Source organism: Acidovorax sp. YS12 (assembly GCA_021496925.1).
In the GTDB taxonomy this organism is placed as follows: domain Bacteria; phylum Pseudomonadota; class Gammaproteobacteria; order Burkholderiales; family Burkholderiaceae_C; genus Paenacidovorax.
The window spans coordinates 1062079-1077556 of sequence record CP053915.1; the positions used below are offsets into that span (position 1 = coordinate 1062079).

Genomic DNA, 15478 nt, shown 5'->3' on the forward strand with positions numbered 1-15478 from the left:
GCCGCTCCTGTTTCAGGAGCTTCCAGCGCTTTCCAGTAAAGCATTGGAGGGCATTTTCATGCCAAAGACGACATTGGCGGCTCAGTGGAAGTCGCGGCTGCCCTCCAACGCCTGGGCCAGGCGGCCCAGCAGCGGGGTGGCGTCCTTGCAGCGCTGCAGCACCAGGTGGCGCACGGCGGCCGGCGCGCCGGGGGCGCCAGTGCTCTGCCACACGCCCTCCACGGCCAGCAGGCGCGCGCGCAGCAGCGCCGGGCGCCAGCGCTCGATCAGCGCCGGCCAGACGATGACGTTGACCGGCCCGGTTTCGTCCTCCAGGGTGACGAACATGGTGCCCTTGGCCGAGCCGGGGCGCTGGCGCACGGTGACGATGCCGCAGGCGCGCACGCGCCGCCCGTGCGGCACGCTGCGCAGTTGCAGCGCGGTGGCCAGCCCCAGGCGCTGCAGCCGCTCGCGCAGCAGCGCCAGCGGGTGGCGGCGCAGCGTGAGGCCGGTGGCGGCGTAGTCGAAGACGATCTCCTCCCCCTCGGGCGCGGCGGGCAGCGCCAGCGCGGCCTCGTGCACCGGCGCGCCCTGCAGCAGCGGCGGCGCGCGCGGGCCCGCGGCGGTCTGGCCGGCGGCGTCCCACATCTGCTGGCGCCGGTGCCCCGAGAGCGCGTGCAGCGCATCGGCCGCCGCCAGGGCCTGCAGGTCGGGGCGGCCCAGGCGCGCGCGCAGGGCCAGGTCTTCGGTGCTGGCGAAGGGCCGGGCCTGGCGCGCCTGCACCAGGCGCGCTGCGGCCTCGGCGCCCAGGCCGGCCACCAGGCGCAGGCCCAGCCGCACGGCGGGCTGCGGCGCCTGCACGCCGGGCACGGGGGCCAGGGGTTCCTCCAGCGTGCAGTCCACGGCGCTGTGCGCCACGTCCACGGGCAGCACGCGCACGCCGTGGCGGCGCGCGTCCTGCACCAGTTGCGCGGGGGCGTAGAAGCCCATGGGCTGCGCATTCAGCAGCGCGGCCAGGAAGCACGCGGGCTCGTGCCGCTTGAGCCAGCTGCTGGCGTAGGCCAGCAGCGCGAAGCTGTGGGCATGGCTTTCGGGAAAGCCGTATTCGCCAAAGCCCAGGATTTGCTGGAACAGCCGGTCGGCGAACGCCTGCGGGTAGCCGTGGGCGCGCAGGCCCTGCTTGAGCTTGTCCTCGAAACGGTGCACGCCGCCCTTGCGCTTCCAGGCGGCCATGGAGCGGCGCAGGTCGTCGGCCTCGCCGGGAGTGAAGCCCGCGCCGTCAATGGCGATCTGCATCACCTGCTCCTGGAAGATGGGCACGCCCAGCGTGCGTTCCAGCGCATTCGCCAGTTGCGGGTATTCGAGCGGGAACGGCCCCGGGTGGCCCGCACGCGCCAGGCGGCGCTGGCGCGCGCGCGCGTGCAGGTAGGGGTGCACCATGCCGCCCTGGATGGGCCCGGGCCGCACGATGGCCACCTGCACCACCAGGTCGTAGAAGGTGCGCGGCGCCAGGCGCGGCAGCATGCTCATCTGCGCGCGGCTTTCGATCTGGAACACGCCCACGGTGTCGGCCGCGCACACCATGCGGTAGGTGGCGGGGTCTTCGCCCGGAATGTCGGCCAGGCCCCAGCGCTCGCCGCGCAGGGCGGCGCGCGCGTCCAGGCAGCGGCGCAGCGCGCTGAGCATGCCCAGGGCCAGCACGTCCACCTTGAGCAGGCCCATTTCGTCGAGGTCGTCCTTGTCCCACTGGATGATGGAGCGCCCCGGCATGGCCGTGGGCTCCACCGGCACAAGGCGCGTGAGCTTGCCCTCGGTGAGCACGAAGCCGCCCACGTGCTGGCCGAGCTGGCGCGGAAAGCCGCGCAACTGGCGCGCCAGCTCCAGCCACAGCGCGGCGGTGTGCGCGCCCAGGGGCTCGCCCAGGCGCGCGGCCAGGGCCTGCAGGTGCTCGGGGGCAAGCACGTCGTCGAACCAGTGGTGCTCCTTGGCGAAGGCATCGACCAGCGCCGCGCCCACGCCCAGGGCCTTGCCCACGTCGCGCAGGGCGCTGCGCGTGCGGTAGGTGGTGACCACGGCGGCCAGCGCGGCGCGCTCGCGCCCGTACTTGGCGTAGATGTACTGGATGACGGTGTCGCGCCGGTCGTGCTCGAAGTCCACGTCGATGTCGGGCGGCTCGCGGCGCTCGCGGCTGATGAAGCGCTCGAACAGCAGCCGCGAATGCGCCGGGTCGATGGCGGTGATGCCCAGCACGTAGCACACGGCCGAGTTGGCCGCCGAGCCGCGCCCCTGGCACAAGATGCCCTGGCTGCGCGCGTAGCGCACGATGTCGTGCACGGTGAGGAAGTACATCTCGTAGCCGCATTCGGCGATGAGCGCCAGCTCCTTGGCGATCTGCGCTGCCACGCCATCGGGCACGCCTTGCGGGTAGCGCGCGCGGGCGCCCTCCCAGGTGAGCCAGGCCAGCGTCTGGCCCGCCGTCATGCCGGGCAGCACCGTCTCCAGCGGGTAGCGGTACTGGATCGACTCCAGGCCGAAGGCGCAGCGCCGCGCCACGGCGAGCGTTGCCGCCAGCAGCGCCGGCGGGTACAGGCCGGCGAGCTGGCTGCGCGGGCGCAGGCGCTTTTCCGCATGGGGCTGCAGGGCCAGGCCGCACTGCGCCACGCCGCGGCCCAGGCGCACCGCGGTGATCACGTCCTGCAGCGGCTTGGCCGCGCGCGAATGCATGTGCACCTCGCCCGTGGCCACCAGCGGCAGGCCCAGGCGCGCGCCGGCCTGCGCCAGCGTGTGCAGCCACAGGGCGTCGTCGCAGGCCATGTGCAAGGCCACGGCGAGCCAGCAGTGTTCAGGGTCGAAATGGGCTCCAGCGCTTTCCAGGAAAGCGCTGACAGCTATCGAATCGGAAGCATCGGCGAACGCCTCGCGGCGCGGCGCCAGCAGCACCTCGCAGCCCCGCAGCAGCGCCCAGGGCGACTGCGCATCCACCACGTAGCCGCCCTTGGGCGCGCGCGCCCGCGCGGCGGTGATGAATTCGCACAGCCCGCCCCAGCCCTGCGCGTCGCGCGGCAGGGCCACCACGCACACGGGGCCCCAGCGGAATTCGCTGCCCGGGATGAACGCCAGCCCCAGGCGCCGCGCCTCGGCATGGGCGCGCACCACGCCGGCCACCGAGCATTCGTCGGTCAGCGCCAGGGCGGCGTAGCCCAGCGCGTGCGCGCGCCGCACCAGCTCGGCCGGGTGCGAGGCGCCGCGCTGGAAGCTGAAGTTGCTCAGCGCGTGCAGCTCGGCGTAGCCGGGCAGCGTCATCCGTACACCCCGTGCAGGAACCAGCCGCCCGTGCCCCGGTCGCGGAACACCCACACCCAGCCCGCCGCCGCGCTGTGCGCGACGAAGTAGTCGCGCCGCACCAGGCCCGGCGCCGCGCTGCCTGCCGCGTCCTGCGCGGCCTCCGGGGCGGCCTCCCACCAGCCGGCCTCCACGCGCTGCGGGCCCGCCAGCAGGCGCAGCGGCTGGCCGTGCAGGCACGGGCGGCTGCCGCGCAGCGCCAGCGGCCGGGGCGGACGCACCAGCCACGGCGGCAGCAGCCCCCCGTACGGCCCCGGCGGCTCCGGCGCGGCCCCGGGCGGCGGCTGCACGGCCGGGTGCCAGCGCTGCATGCACTCGGGCCGGTGGTCGGCATGCAGCCGGGGCATCTGCACGGCCTGCGGCCCCAGGCGCGCCGAGAGGCGCTCCACCAGCTCCTGCCAGGGCACGCCCGGCGCCTCGTGCGGATCCGCCGGCAGCAGGCCATGGCTGGCCTCGGGCATGGGCGCGGTCTGCAGGCTGCGCAGCGCCAGGCGGCTGGCGGGGGCGGCCAGACGCTGGCGGCCCAGGCGCTCGGCCAGCAGGCGGCGCAGGTGCGCCATGTCCTGCTGGGGCGCGGCGGTGCGCAGCGCCAGCGCCTGCCAGGGGGGCAGCGCCACGCCATCGTGGCGGCGCAGGTCGTGGCGCCAGGCCAGCTCCAGCGCCAGCACGCCCTGGCGGCGCGCGCGCAGCCAGCCCTGCAGCGCCAGCAGCAGGCGCTCGGCCGTGTGCAGCAGTGCCGTGCTGGATTCGGCCAGCGCGGGCAGCTCCACCTCCAGCGCGAACTGCGCGGGCAGTTCGATCCACGCGGCCGCCTCGGGCGCATCGCCCCAGGCCTGGTCCAGCGCGGCAAGGCACGCGGCGCCGAAGCGCCGCGCCACCCCCGCGCGCGGCAAGGCGCGCAGCGCCCCCCAGGTGCGGCAGCCCAGGTGCTGCAGGGCCAGCGCATGCGGACGCAGCGCCGTCAGCGTGGCCAGGGGCAAATCGTGCGGCAGGCGCCGGGGCGGCGGCCCGCCCAGGCGGGCCAGGCGCAGCAGGGCCAGGGCCTGCAGGGCGGTGGGGCCCTCGGCCCAGTCCTGCGCCGCCTCCGGCCCGCTGCCGGAGGCCTGCGCGCGCAGCAGCGCGCGCAGGGCAGCACGGCCGCCCCACAGGCGCTCGGTGCCCTGGACCTCCAGCAGCAGGGCCTCGTCCAGCAGCGCCACGCGCGGCGTGAAGCGCAGGGCCCACCAGCCCTGCGCGGCCGCCGGCACGCCCGGCGGCGGGGGCTCAGGGGGCAGGCGCCAGGCGTGCCAGTACATGGCGCACGTCCTCGGTGGCGCGGGCCTCGGCCTGCATGCGCCCGTGCCGCCGCGCCTGGGCCTGCAGCGCGGCGGCCAGGGCCGGGCTGCGCGCCGGCAGCAGCAGCGGTGCGTCCAGCGGCGGCCCACGGCGCTTGAGCACCTGCACCTGCAACTGCTCGCCCTGGTGCCGCAGCGCCAGGCGCAGCGGCGCGGGCGAGGCCTGGGGCGCCTGCGCGGCCGGCCGGCAGACCCACAGCAGCACCTGGCGCTGGGCGGCGGCCAACTGCAGGCGGCGCAGGCCCGCCGCCCGTGCCTGGGGCAGCCAGGCCAATACGGCGCATACGTCGCGGCAGCGCAGGGCCTGCTCGCAGGCCCAGGCCGCCGCGCTGTCCGCAGAATCATGCGCTGGCGGCTGGATGCGGCACAGCCGCTGCACCGCCACGCCGGCATCGTGCAAGGCGGCGGCGAAGGGCTCCTGCGGCGGCGCCACCAGCACGGCCCGGCCGGTGCCGTCCTGGAGCGCGCAGGCCAGCGCGGGCAGCAGCAGCGTCCATTCGCAGGCGGCATGGGGCGGCAGCAGCAGCTCGCTCAGGGCGCCGCAGGGCCAGCCGCCGCCGGGCAGTTCGGCGTCGAGCGCCGCATGCCCGGTGGGCTGCACGCGCTGCTGCGCCGCGGCCCAGGCGCGGCCATGCCAGACGCCGGGCGGCAGGGGAAAAGCTGGTGAATGCGCCATGGTGCAGCCTCGAAAAACCTTAGATACTGTTTAAATATACAGTATTCATACCGCCCATACAGCGCCCTGACAGCCCGTGGGCGGGGCCGCCCGGACCGGTGAATCAGCGCCCCACAGCGTAGCCTTGCATGCCGCGCGGGTTGGCGGCGGCGCGCAGCACCAGGCGGCCGGCATGGTCGCGCTCCAGGCTACAGGCGGAGACCCGTGCGATTTCGGTGCGATTTTCAGGACACCACACCACCGGGCAAGAAAAAACCGCCACATCCTGGGGTCTCCAGAGTGTGGCGGTGTCTTGAGTGGTGGAGCTGGGGAAAAAAGCAAAAACGCTTCGCCATTGCGCCAATTTCGACAAAATTCCCAACGTTTTCAATGACTTAGGTTGCCGTACAGAACTCCACTACATTAGGAAACCCCCGAGGGGTATTGAACAGTGTGCCCCTTGGGGGGAGCGTTGCTCCCTACTGGGCTGGCTTTTTCGGGACGTTCTTTACGGTCTCGGACAGAGTCTCCGCAGCCTCCCCCAAACGGGCCATGGCCGACTTGTACGCAAGGCTGTGCTCTCGCTTGTCCACCGCGAGAACCAAGACAACCAGTTGGCCGTCCTCAACTTGGTAAACCAGTCGGATACCCTGCTTGAGGAGCTTGACCTTGTAGCAGTTGGACAAGTCGCCATGAAGTGCGCCCCCTGGCACATGCGGCTCGTTCAAGCGCTTGTCCAGCAACTTTTTCACCGTGGCGCGAACGCTTCCATCCAAGGCACGGTACTCGGCCAGAGCCTCGGGAAGGAACATCAGCCGGTACTTGTGCTTGCGCTCCTTCGCTGCGGGCCTGGGCTTAGAGGTCGTCAAAATCGACCTCGATGGCCTCACTTTTACGAGCAAGCCGCGCGCGCACCTTGTGCACCAAGTCGCGGTCTGCCAGTTCATCGAGCAGCGCCTCGAACAGCGCGGGCTCCAGCATGTAGAACGCGGCCTTGTTGTGGTTGAGAACAGCCACGGGGCGTTTGTTCGCCTCGCGCAGAACTGCCGCCGGGTTCTTCTTGAACTCCGACATGCTCACGGCTACATCGGCAAAAATAGCTTCCATTTCGGCTCCTTATTTTGAGCCAAATTTAGCTACGAATTGCGCTAACGTCAACCCGGCGATATGCGGACGCCGGTTCAATTTCGCGATTTTTCGAGAGTGACCTTGCCCCCGAAAGACGTATCCCTTGCTGAGTGTTTCAATGCAAGCGAGGAAGACGTAAATGACGAAGACGGCAAGAGCGCGCTACACGCTCGAATTCAAGCAAGAGGCAGTGCGGCTGGTTGAGGGCGGGCAGAGCATCGCGGGGGCAGCGCGCACCTTGGGCGTGGTCGAGCAGACCTTGTTCAACTGGGTCAAGGCGCAGCGCGAAGGCAAGCTCACCCGCACAAGCAGGCCGGGTTGATCTTCCACAGCGACCGGGGCAGCCAGTACGCCAGCCACGACTTCCAGGACGTGCTCAAGGCGTACGGCATCACCAGTTCGATGAGCCGCAAAGCCAGCTGCTGGGACAACGCCTGCAGCGAGACGCTGTTCGGGTCATTGAAGGTGGAGCGGCTGCACGGCCAGCGCTTCAAGACCAGGCGCGAGGCGAAGGACGAAACCATAGCCTGGCTGCTCTGGTACAACCGTGCTCGATTGCACTCGACGCTGGCCTGCGTCAGCCCGATGCAGTTCGAGCAGGACTGGCTTGCCAATCAACCACGGCAAGCCAACTCATGAGATCAGCTATGGGATACGGATTCCAGGGGCAAGGTCACTCGACTCGCAAACGGGATCGACGTGGAGCGGCTTTGGGTTGCGGGCTCTGCCCTGCGCCCGTTTCGTCGCCCGCTCCCGCGCCCGGCCTGGGGGCCGGGTTCGGCTCCTTGCCAGGGGTTGGAACTTGCGCGATTGGCGCGGGCTGTGCGGTGTTCCAGCGGCTATCGAGGTGCGCTAGCAAATCATCCATATCCCCGGCTGCAAGGGCTTTTGCATCCGTCGGCGTCAGGTCTGTGAGTTCGTAGCCGGTCTCGGTTCGTTTGACGCCGAAGCCCATGGGCTGGTCTGGTCGTTTGGGCATGTGCGCGCGTAAGCATTCGATGGCGTGGGTACGCCAATACGTCGCATTTTCCATCAGGTACTGCTCAAAGCAGACGCGCAAATGACGCGCCAGGGCACGCGCGGCCCTGGGGTCTTTGGTGCCGGTGGATAGTCTAAATTCCCGACTATCGCCGGGGGTCAATCGTTGTAGTGGAACGACAAACCGGGCGGAGCAAACGCCATGATTGGAGCGGGAGAGGAACGCGGCGGTGCGCATGTGGTACCCCGGAGTGGCACCCCAAAATGGCACCGGAGAGCGTTACACCGCTACCGCGTCGAAAAGTCATTGAAAATCAACGACTTATAAAAATGGTGGAGCTGGCGGGATTCGAGAGTGTGACCCCTACCCGCTCGGAAAGATATGAATTTTTTCTTTTAAATCAACCACTTGACTTGTTAGGTTCGATGACTCGCAAGTTTTACACCACGCGAGTGTCACCCCAAAGTGTGACCCCTAGTGTATCCCCTTACGGCGTGTTTCGCCCTCCTCTCATCGGCCAGAGCGAAGGTGCAGCAATCCAGCACGGTCATTGGTGCCTGCGGACACCGGTTCGATTGCCTGGGGCGTCAGGCTCAGCACCGCTTGCATATACGGGGATTTCATGTGCTTTCTGACCATGGTTACATCTGTGGTCGAAAGTAGTGCGAACGCAAAGGCTCTCTACGGCTGAGCCTCTTTTCTGGTGCTTGCGGTCTGGTCATCAAGCGCCTTGAAGAACTCCGAGGGCTGCATGCCCAAAGCCTTGACGATCTTGTCGATGTTCACCAAGGCGAGATTGCGTTCACCGCGCTCCACGCACCCCATGAAGGAACGGTCGATTCCACATCGGTCGGCAAAGGCTTCTTGGGAGAAACCTTGGGCTTTACGGGCCGCCCGTACAGCCCGCCCAAAAGCAAGCAGCACAGTGGGCCGCTCTTCAAGAGGGGGCGGTACTCGGGGCATACCTGATGGTCGATTGCCAAGGGCATAAACACCACGGAACAAGAATAGCCGGAACTAAAAAACACGGAACATAAGCACCTTTTTAAGCTACGATCGTTCTCCGATAGCGGCGCAGTGCCGCCATCCCACAGGAGGACATCACCCATGAAAAAACTGGCAATCCTTGCCGCAGCCCTCGCGCTTTCCGCTTGCTCAACGCCATCAGAGCAAACCGCCGCGCCCTCGCCCGCCATTCACCACCCGCAGGCCTTCGGCAAGTCGCCGCCTGCCGCCGATGACAACGGCGTGCCGCTCATTGCGCCCTCTTCACCTGCCCCGGCCACGCAGCCCGCGCCCTGGTGGGCGGGCACTGGCCGCATGGCCGACTAACGCCCATCAGGAGGGACAAATGACAAAAACAAGCATGCTCAAACTTGGGGCCGTCGCGCTGTTCGTTCTGTGGCTCGTCTTCGGCGACGCCAAGCCCACGCACAAATTCACGTTGGTGGCCGTTGCCGTGGTCGGCTATCAGGCCTTCTCCCGAGCCAAGGCGCAGCACACCCTCAAAGAGGACGCCCGCCAGGGCATGGTGAACCTCATTACGCAGAACGGCTTTCAGCCAGACTATCAACACTTCTTCTCGGATGGCAATCAGGTTTCAGGCGTGGCTATCAGCAAGGATGACCCCCGCATCATCCTGGCGTCGGCCGCCGTGCCCGCCAAGCTCTTCCACCGCGATGCCGTGCTGTCCATTGCATCGGAGACGGGCAAAGAGAAGGATGTGAAGTTCAAGGCGCTCTCCATGACCGGTGCGGGCGACAAGCAGGTCACGAAGGTGGTGCATGTGGTGGACGTGTCCGTCAAAGACCTGGACAGCCCCCGGTACAAGCTGTATTTCGAGAATGCCGACCTGATGCGCCAGTGGGAAAATCGCCTGACCGCATGGCTGGACATGCACGCCGCGCAGTCATGACACGCGGGAAGGCATTGCCCGCCGTGGTGCTCGCGCTTGCTCTGGCGGCTATTTCCAGCGCTGGGGCGGCGCAGCCCCTCTCCATCCGCACGGGCTGCGGCGGCGCATTGGGTGCCCCCATGACCCAGATAGCCTCGCCCTACCACCAGGCAGTGGCCGCGCTCAGAGGCTCCGGCGCTGGCTGGTGTGCCATGGCCGCAGAGCAGGATGCGACCACGCCCGAGGGCGCGGCCCTATGGGAATTCGTCTCGGCCGCCTACGTGCTGCACGCATTGCAGGGCCGCAAGCAGATTTCTCCAGAGCAACGCGCAGCTTTGCAGCGGGTGCTAGCGCGTATTCCGGGCCTGGGGGAACCACCCTCGCGCCGGCAAGATATCGACACCGCGCTGTACGTGCATGCGCGCACCCTGGCGGCGGAAGACTCGGGCGCGGCGCAATTCGCTCTCGACGGGCTGCAACAGCATGCCCCAGCCGTGTACCGCACGCTGGTGCGGCGTTCGACTCGCTGGGGTGATGCGGACGACAACTGAGGCGAGAACTGGGCCGACATCCCCCAAGGCTGCGGAATGTACTGCGGCCTAGGCTCGGGCAGTCAAGCCCCGTTCACTTGCTCAAACGCCCACGCGTTTGCTAGGTTGGTTGCTCACTTCAAGGAGCAACATGAAACCATCCCACCCCAGCACAACCGCCCACGCGCGCAATCGCCCCGTCGACCAAAAACGCCTGGCCCAGAAAACCCTGCGCTATGCCGTGGACTACATAGACCACGCGCCTGTCTGGCAAGCGCCTATCTTCGCGCGGGGTCTGTTCAGGCCCACACAGAACGGCGCCCCGGCCCTGCCATTGGAAGTGCACTTCACCTCCAAGGTTCAGGGCTCTCAGATGCACTACGTGGCGCGCAGTCCCCAAGCGCTCAACGTGACCGACCAGGCCGTTTACTTCCACCTGTGCCAGCTCCTGGCACAAAGCAAGCTCCTGCTGGCGCCCAGCCACGAGAACTATGCGGTCTTCAAGAAAGCGCTGGGGTCAAGCGGCATGCCGACACGGGACGTGCCTTGGATGCCCCAAGGCATCACTGACAGCTAACGCATGACCTCGTGCCTTCCGGCAAAGCCTTCAACAGCATTGCGTTATCTAGTTGTTTATTGACAAATGACTAATTATTGCAACATACTCCGGAATGAGCTCGAACTCAACGCTCGAACAAGCCGTCCTCGCGCTCGCCGGGCGTCGACCACTGCTGCGCGCGCGCGATCTAGCTGAGCAGAGCCTGCCGACAGTGGTGCTCACCCGGCTGGTTGCAGCCGGCAAGCTTGAGCGCATCGCCCGCGGCGTCTACAGTCTGCCAGGGAGCCCGCTCAGCGAGCACCGGTCCCTGGCCGAGGCAGCCCTGCGCGTGCCGCGCGGCGTGGTGTGCCTGCTGTCAGCGCTGCGCGTCCATGGCATCGGCACGCAGGCACCATTCGAGGTCTGGATGGCGATCCCCCATCACTCGCCCACACCCCTACTGGACCAGCCTGCTCTGCGCGTGGTGCGCATGTCGGGCACCGCTCTGACCGAGGGCATCGAGCCGGTCGAGATCGACGGCGTGAAGGTCCCAGTATTCAACGCGGCCAAGACAGTGGCCGACTGCTTCAAGTACCGCAACAAGATCGGCCTGGATGTGGCTCTGGAAGCGCTACGTGATGGCTGGACGCAGCGCAAGCTGACCATGGATGCCCTTTGGCACTACGCCACGGTGGACCGCGTCGCGAATGTCATACGGCCCTATCTGGAAAGCGTCACGCAATGAGCCGCAACCTCGCCGCCTCCATTCGTGCCCGCTTGAAACAGCACGCTGATATCACCAGGCAAGATTTCAATCTGACGCTCACCCACTACGGACTGGAGCGGCTGCTATACCGCTTGTCGGTCTCGGCTTATGCGTCCAACTATCTGCTTAAGGGCGCCCTGCTGTTTTCGCTGTGGTACGAACAACCACATCGGCCAACACGGGATGTGGACCTGCTGGGTTTCGGTCCAGACGACATCGACACCGCCGTGGCGGTGTTCCGCGAGATTTGCCAGATCGAGGTGGAGGACGGCATCGCATTTGATCCCGCCTCGGTCAAAGGCTCGGTGATCCGCAAGGAAGCAGGTTATGGCGGTGTGAGGATTGACCTGCAGGCGAAGTTGGATGGTGCGCGCATCGCCCTGCAGGTGGACATCGGTTTTGGCGACGCGGTCACGCCGGCACCGGAATCGGTGAGCTACCCGGTGCTGCTCGATGACCTGCCCGCTCCACGACTGCGAACCTATCCGAAATTCACAGTGGTGGCCGAGAAGTTTCATGCAGTGTGCCTTTTAGGCATAGTCAACACCCGCATGAAGGACTACTTCGATCTCTGGATACTGCTTTCCGATGATGCCTTGGAAACCTCCGAGTTGCGCCGCGCAGTCGAGGCCACGTTCGATCGACGGAAACTGGCGATGCCCAGCACCCTACCCTCGGGCTTGAGCGATGCATTCGTGCAGGATGCTGCGAAGCAAAGGCAATGGGCGGCATTTCTGAAAAAGAATCGACTCGACGCCCTGGACCTCGCCGAGGTCGTCGCGCTGTTGCGCAGAGAGTTCCAGAAACTCGTGGCCTCCTGAAGGGCTGAGCCTCTCCAATACACTGAAAAAATGACCTACACCGCAGCGCAACTTCAGCAGGTTCTTGACGATCACATGCAGGAAGGGCTCTACCTAGAGTTCAAGCGCGGTGCAGCATTGGTGCCATCGAATGGGGCAAGACAGGAATTGGTAAAGGACTGCACCGGTTTCGCGAACGCCGGTGGTGGGACGATCCTGTATGGAATTGCCGAAGAAGATGTCGAGGGCGTACCTGTTGCAGCGTCACTCTCACCCGTTACCGACCCAGGTGTTGGCGGCGACTGGCTCACCAATGTCCTCCGAAGCAACACAAGTCCCCCGCTAGGCCGGTTCGAGATCACGGAACTCGCCGTGCCTGGAGGTCGGATCATCACTATTGAGATCGACGCTTCATCGACGGCACATCAAAATCTCCTCGATCGCCGGTATTACCAACGTGCGGGTCGAAGCACTGAACCGATGCTCGACTTTCAGATCCGCGATGTTATGAATCGTCGCCTAAGGCCGGAAGTTCGCGTTGATCCCAGGCTGGTCAACATCAAAAGCAATGGGGAACTGCACCGCAAGGAACTTGAGGTCTTGATCACAAACGTTGGTCAAGTCACGCTCGAGAACTGGCAGTTTGAAATGGACCTTCCGCACGAGGTCATTCGCGACACGCGTGACCCTGATGGACTCCCACTTTTGGAAGCGCTCGTCGAGAGCTGGGGCGACACAATGAGTCTCGCACGCGGCCCCGGCGACCGGCGCTTTCTCAGAATCACGCGCGGAGATCCTGATGATGAGCAGCGCCGTCGCACCCTTCATCCGGGCCAAACTCATACGCTGGTAGATCCAGACAGGCATCCCGCCATTGTGGTGGAGGTCGACCACACCATCTGGCGTCAAGTCCATGGACTACCGATCATCTGGCGGATCTTCCTGCCAAACTTGCAACCAATCCAAGGGGAATGGCGCTTTGAAGAATGGTGCAACTTCTAGCGTGGCGTTCCTGAAGCTCTGAAATGTATGCGCGGGTGCCGGCAAGGGGCGGGTTTACCGGACTCGAACTCACATTCCCGGGCAACAACAGCCGTCGGCGAATATCTTCCCCTCTGCAATCAGCGCTGAACGACCTGCGGGAATTGCAATGAAGGCCGCACAGACTCTGCCCCTGCGGCCTGTACAAGATGGATGCCGAGACGCCATCACCACATCGTCAAAAAGCGCTACATTGCCCCCATCGACTACAAACTATCCACACGCCGCGCTATCCAGCTTCGTACTGCCTTGGCTGACCATGAGGTCGCACGCTGCCCGATCTTGATAGAACCCGGAAACTGCCCTCGCGCCATTTGGTCGTAGAGGGCCGAGCGACACATCCCCGTCAAGCGGAGCACCTCCGGCAACCGCAACAGGCGGTCTTCGTCGCTTCCATTTTCCAAAGACAGCCGTCGTATCGGCCCACCACTCTCCAGCAGCGACAACGCCTGCCTCATCAACTGGGCAGCACGGTCAGTGATTTCTCTATCGACAGCCTCCCGTTGGTTCTCGCGCTCCTTGCGAGTCTGTGCGGCTGGTCTCATATGACTCCCTTTCCGATTTGCGACACCTGTCGCCGATTCCGTAGAGTGCCAGGGACATCCGACTCATTCCATCCATGCAAGCGCAGCCCAGCGCACCAGGGCAAATACTCCTATGGCTGTTCATCCGGTTGGATTTCTCCGTGATCCCGAAGCGGGGCAACTCCAACTCCAACACCCATTCGGATGCACAACCTATTGAGACACTACATCCAAGCGCGCTCGGCCCCCTCTTCTACCGCTTACGGCGGCATCCCACCGAGTGTTCGGGCCGCCTGCTCAAGCCCGCCCAGGATGGCGTCAAGAACACGCGGTGAGAAGTCCTGTGGCAATTCGGCCTGCACTTCGGCGATGGCCGCTGGAGTCCGGGCAAGGATTTCTTCGATGATCGGCTCGGCGGTCGAGGCATAGCCAACCTTCTGCGCGGTGCTATTGAAATGCCTTCGCTGGATACCTTGCATCTCGTAGTGCCGGTTCTTGCCGACCAAGGCCATTGCCAACTTGATTTCATGTGGCAACCACTGGTTCGGAGCGTTACCCAACACTGGATAGATCGACATTACGTCGTACAGCGAGGTCAACTGGAAACGCCCGCGTGGCAGAAGCTGGATACTGAAATTCTTAGCATTGCCATCGGGTGCTCGCAGCAACCAGAACAACACCTGAGCCGCCATCAGCGTTTTCATGTCGGCTTCGGCATTCACCGATTGCCGCAGCGTGCCAAACAACGCCTTGAGCCCTGGGCCGCCGTCGTTCTCATATTTGCGGAATGGCGATCAGCCCTCGACCTGGCAAAAATCTTCCTGCGGCAGACGCATGAGCCACTGCCCACTGGATGCCACGCGCCGGTCGAACCGCTCCACCACCAGCACGCGCTGCCCACCAAAGGTCGCAATGCTGGCATCGGCCACCGGCAAGCCATAGGCCTTCAGCAGCCGCAAACACAGCCACTCGTTATCGACGGACGTGCTGAAATCCGCCTGCCGCCTGCCGCCTGCCGCCTGCCGCCTGCCGCCTGCCCATCAGGCCGAGCGGAAGCTTGAAGATGTGGCTCGTCGGTGTGGCACCACGCGGCGCCAGCCATCGCTCGCCCCACCAAAGGAAAGCCGTCTTCTCCTGCGCACCGGCCAGCGAGATGCGGAAGTCCGCATCCGGGTCTCGGCCCGCAGCAAAGGCCTGCGGAGAAACGGTTTCGATCAGGTGCCGCTCAATAGCCTCCTCCGACAGGGGCTCGCCCTCGATTCGATCGAAACCGGTGGGCACCTCGTCTTCATCCAGGATCTGGACAGCGCCCACGCAATCGCGCCCGATGGCCTTCAGCAACTCAAACGGCTCGGTCGAACCCGTCCTGAAGCGCTCGGCCACGCGGCGACGGATCGCGTCGCTGTCCGGAAGCAGGTTGTCGAAGTAGTTGGCGACCTTCTCGCCCTTGGCCTGCAGATTCTGCAGATTGAACGGAAGCGACAACGACAGCGGCCGGCCGATATCGGCAGCAAGCCAATCCGCGTCGTACTGCAGCACCATCTCCCCGCGAGCGGGAATCGTCCACCGGCCCACGCGGACACCATTGGTCCAGATGGACAGGCTGCGGCTGTGCGATCGACGCCCCATGTCACCAATCCGTGGTCGTCGTCGACACCGCAGCCTTGCCCCGGGCCCCCACGGCCAACTCTAGGCCCAGCGCGGCGCACCATGCAAGGAGTTGCTCCACGCTCAACTCGTGGGCGTTGAGTTCCAAATGAGAGACCCGTGACTGGCTCAAGCCGATACGGCTGGACAGCACCGACTGGGTCAGCCCCTGGGCCTTGCGCGCGGCCAGCAGCATCGACCCCAGTTGGCCGGCAGTGACCAGCGGATGTGATGTCGACGTCATGGCGGATACCTGAAATTCAGATAAACAGAAAATATCTCAAAAACAGCTATTGCTCAAATAACTGAATACCAGCTAAT

17 protein-coding genes and 2 pseudogenes are annotated in these 15478 nt (G+C 65.7%); 9 read left to right on the top strand and 10 right to left on the bottom strand.

Translation table 11 applies throughout. From position 1 onward, the window contains the following. Positions 1 to 81: 81 nt before the first annotated feature. The 5 genes from YS110_04855 to YS110_04875 all read right to left on the bottom strand — a co-directional run bounded on the left by YS110_04855 (position 82) and on the right by YS110_04875 (position 6417). Positions 82 to 3282, bottom strand: a complete 3201-nt coding sequence (locus YS110_04855; GenBank protein ID UJB64137.1) for an error-prone DNA polymerase — start codon at positions 3280 to 3282, stop codon at positions 82 to 84. After that, positions 3279 to 4616 carry a DNA polymerase Y family protein gene (locus YS110_04860; protein UJB64138.1) on the bottom strand — a complete coding sequence of 446 codons (1338 nt, stop codon included), beginning with the start codon at positions 4614 to 4616 and terminating at the stop codon, positions 3279 to 3281. Before YS110_04860 ends, YS110_04855 begins: the two co-directional genes overlap by 4 nt. Continuing rightward, positions 4585 to 5331: a translesion DNA synthesis-associated protein ImuA gene (gene imuA, locus YS110_04865; GenBank protein UJB64139.1), complete on the bottom strand. Its 747-nt coding sequence runs from the start codon at positions 5329 to 5331 to the stop codon at positions 4585 to 4587. The genes YS110_04860 and imuA overlap by 32 nt, the downstream gene beginning before the upstream one ends. A gap of 458 nt (positions 5332 to 5789) precedes the next feature. Beyond that, positions 5790 to 6122, bottom strand: a complete 333-nt coding sequence (locus tag YS110_04870; GenBank protein UJB67350.1) for a type II toxin-antitoxin system RelE/ParE family toxin — start codon at positions 6120 to 6122, stop codon at positions 5790 to 5792. 43 nt (positions 6123 to 6165) lie between these two features. Continuing rightward, the gene (locus YS110_04875) at positions 6166 to 6417 is read right to left on the bottom strand and encodes a type II toxin-antitoxin system Phd/YefM family antitoxin (protein ID UJB64140.1); all 252 of its coding nucleotides are present in this window, start codon (positions 6415 to 6417) and stop codon (positions 6166 to 6168) included. 160 nt (positions 6418 to 6577) lie between these two features. On the opposite strand from YS110_04875, the gene YS110_04880 reads away from it, so the two are divergent. Both YS110_04880 and YS110_04885 read left to right on the top strand, forming a co-directional pair. Continuing rightward, the gene (locus YS110_04880) at positions 6578 to 6760 is read left to right on the top strand and encodes a transposase (GenBank protein ID UJB64141.1); all 183 of its coding nucleotides are present in this window, start codon (positions 6578 to 6580) and stop codon (positions 6758 to 6760) included. Next, positions 6730 to 7077, top strand: a pseudogene (locus YS110_04885) (DDE-type integrase/transposase/recombinase). Before YS110_04880 ends, YS110_04885 begins: the two are co-directional and overlap by 31 nt. A gap of 34 nt (positions 7078 to 7111) precedes the next feature. Here YS110_04885 and YS110_04890 read toward each other — a convergent pair. Together YS110_04890 and YS110_04895 are read right to left on the bottom strand one after the other, a co-directional pair. After that, entirely contained in the window at positions 7112 to 7654 is a 543-nt protein-coding gene (locus tag YS110_04890) for a hypothetical protein (GenBank protein ID UJB64142.1), read from the bottom strand. A 444-nt stretch (positions 7655 to 8098) separates the two neighbouring features. After that, positions 8099 to 8380 carry a helix-turn-helix transcriptional regulator gene (locus YS110_04895; protein UJB64143.1) on the bottom strand — a complete coding sequence of 94 codons (282 nt, stop codon included), beginning with the start codon at positions 8378 to 8380 and terminating at the stop codon, positions 8099 to 8101. A 144-nt stretch (positions 8381 to 8524) separates the two neighbouring features. Between YS110_04895 and YS110_04900 the strand changes: the two genes are divergently transcribed. From YS110_04900 to YS110_04930, 7 genes are all read left to right on the top strand, one after another. Further along, positions 8525 to 8749 (top strand): hypothetical protein, encoded by a 225-nt coding sequence (locus YS110_04900; GenBank protein ID UJB64144.1) that lies wholly within the window; start codon positions 8525 to 8527, stop codon positions 8747 to 8749. Positions 8750 to 8768: 19 nt separating this feature from the next. Further along, positions 8769 to 9332 (top strand): hypothetical protein, encoded by a 564-nt coding sequence (locus tag YS110_04905; GenBank protein ID UJB64145.1) that lies wholly within the window; start codon positions 8769 to 8771, stop codon positions 9330 to 9332. Beyond that, the gene (locus tag YS110_04910) at positions 9329 to 9862 is read left to right on the top strand and encodes a hypothetical protein (protein ID UJB64146.1); all 534 of its coding nucleotides are present in this window, start codon (positions 9329 to 9331) and stop codon (positions 9860 to 9862) included. Before YS110_04905 ends, YS110_04910 begins: the two co-directional genes overlap by 4 nt. A gap of 130 nt (positions 9863 to 9992) precedes the next feature. After that, positions 9993 to 10418 (top strand): hypothetical protein, encoded by a 426-nt coding sequence (locus YS110_04915; GenBank protein UJB64147.1) that lies wholly within the window; start codon positions 9993 to 9995, stop codon positions 10416 to 10418. Positions 10419 to 10512: 94 nt separating this feature from the next. Continuing rightward, positions 10513 to 11124: an AbiEi antitoxin N-terminal domain-containing protein gene (locus YS110_04920; GenBank protein ID UJB64148.1), complete on the top strand. Its 612-nt coding sequence runs from the start codon at positions 10513 to 10515 to the stop codon at positions 11122 to 11124. Then, on the top strand, positions 11121 to 11966 hold the full coding sequence (locus YS110_04925) for a nucleotidyl transferase AbiEii/AbiGii toxin family protein (protein ID UJB64149.1): 846 nt from the start codon (positions 11121 to 11123) through the stop codon (positions 11964 to 11966). Before YS110_04920 ends, YS110_04925 begins: the two co-directional genes overlap by 4 nt. 30 nt (positions 11967 to 11996) lie before the next feature. After that, a complete protein-coding gene (locus tag YS110_04930; protein UJB64150.1) occupies positions 11997 to 12947 on the top strand; it encodes an ATP-binding protein in 951 nt (316 codons plus the stop codon). A gap of 245 nt (positions 12948 to 13192) precedes the next feature. Here YS110_04930 and YS110_04935 read toward each other — a convergent pair whose 3' ends face one another. From YS110_04935 to YS110_04945, 3 genes and pseudogenes are all read right to left on the bottom strand, one after another. Next, positions 13193 to 13444, bottom strand: coding sequence for an AlpA family phage regulatory protein (locus YS110_04935; GenBank protein ID UJB67351.1), 252 nt, complete (start codon positions 13442 to 13444; stop codon positions 13193 to 13195). A 326-nt stretch (positions 13445 to 13770) separates the two neighbouring features. Continuing rightward, a pseudogene (locus YS110_04940) lies at positions 13771 to 15139 on the bottom strand (type II toxin-antitoxin system HipA family toxin). 1 nt (position 15140) lies between these two features. Next, entirely contained in the window at positions 15141 to 15401 is a 261-nt protein-coding gene (locus YS110_04945) for a helix-turn-helix transcriptional regulator (protein UJB64151.1), read from the bottom strand. Between the last annotated feature and the right edge of the window lie 77 nt (positions 15402 to 15478).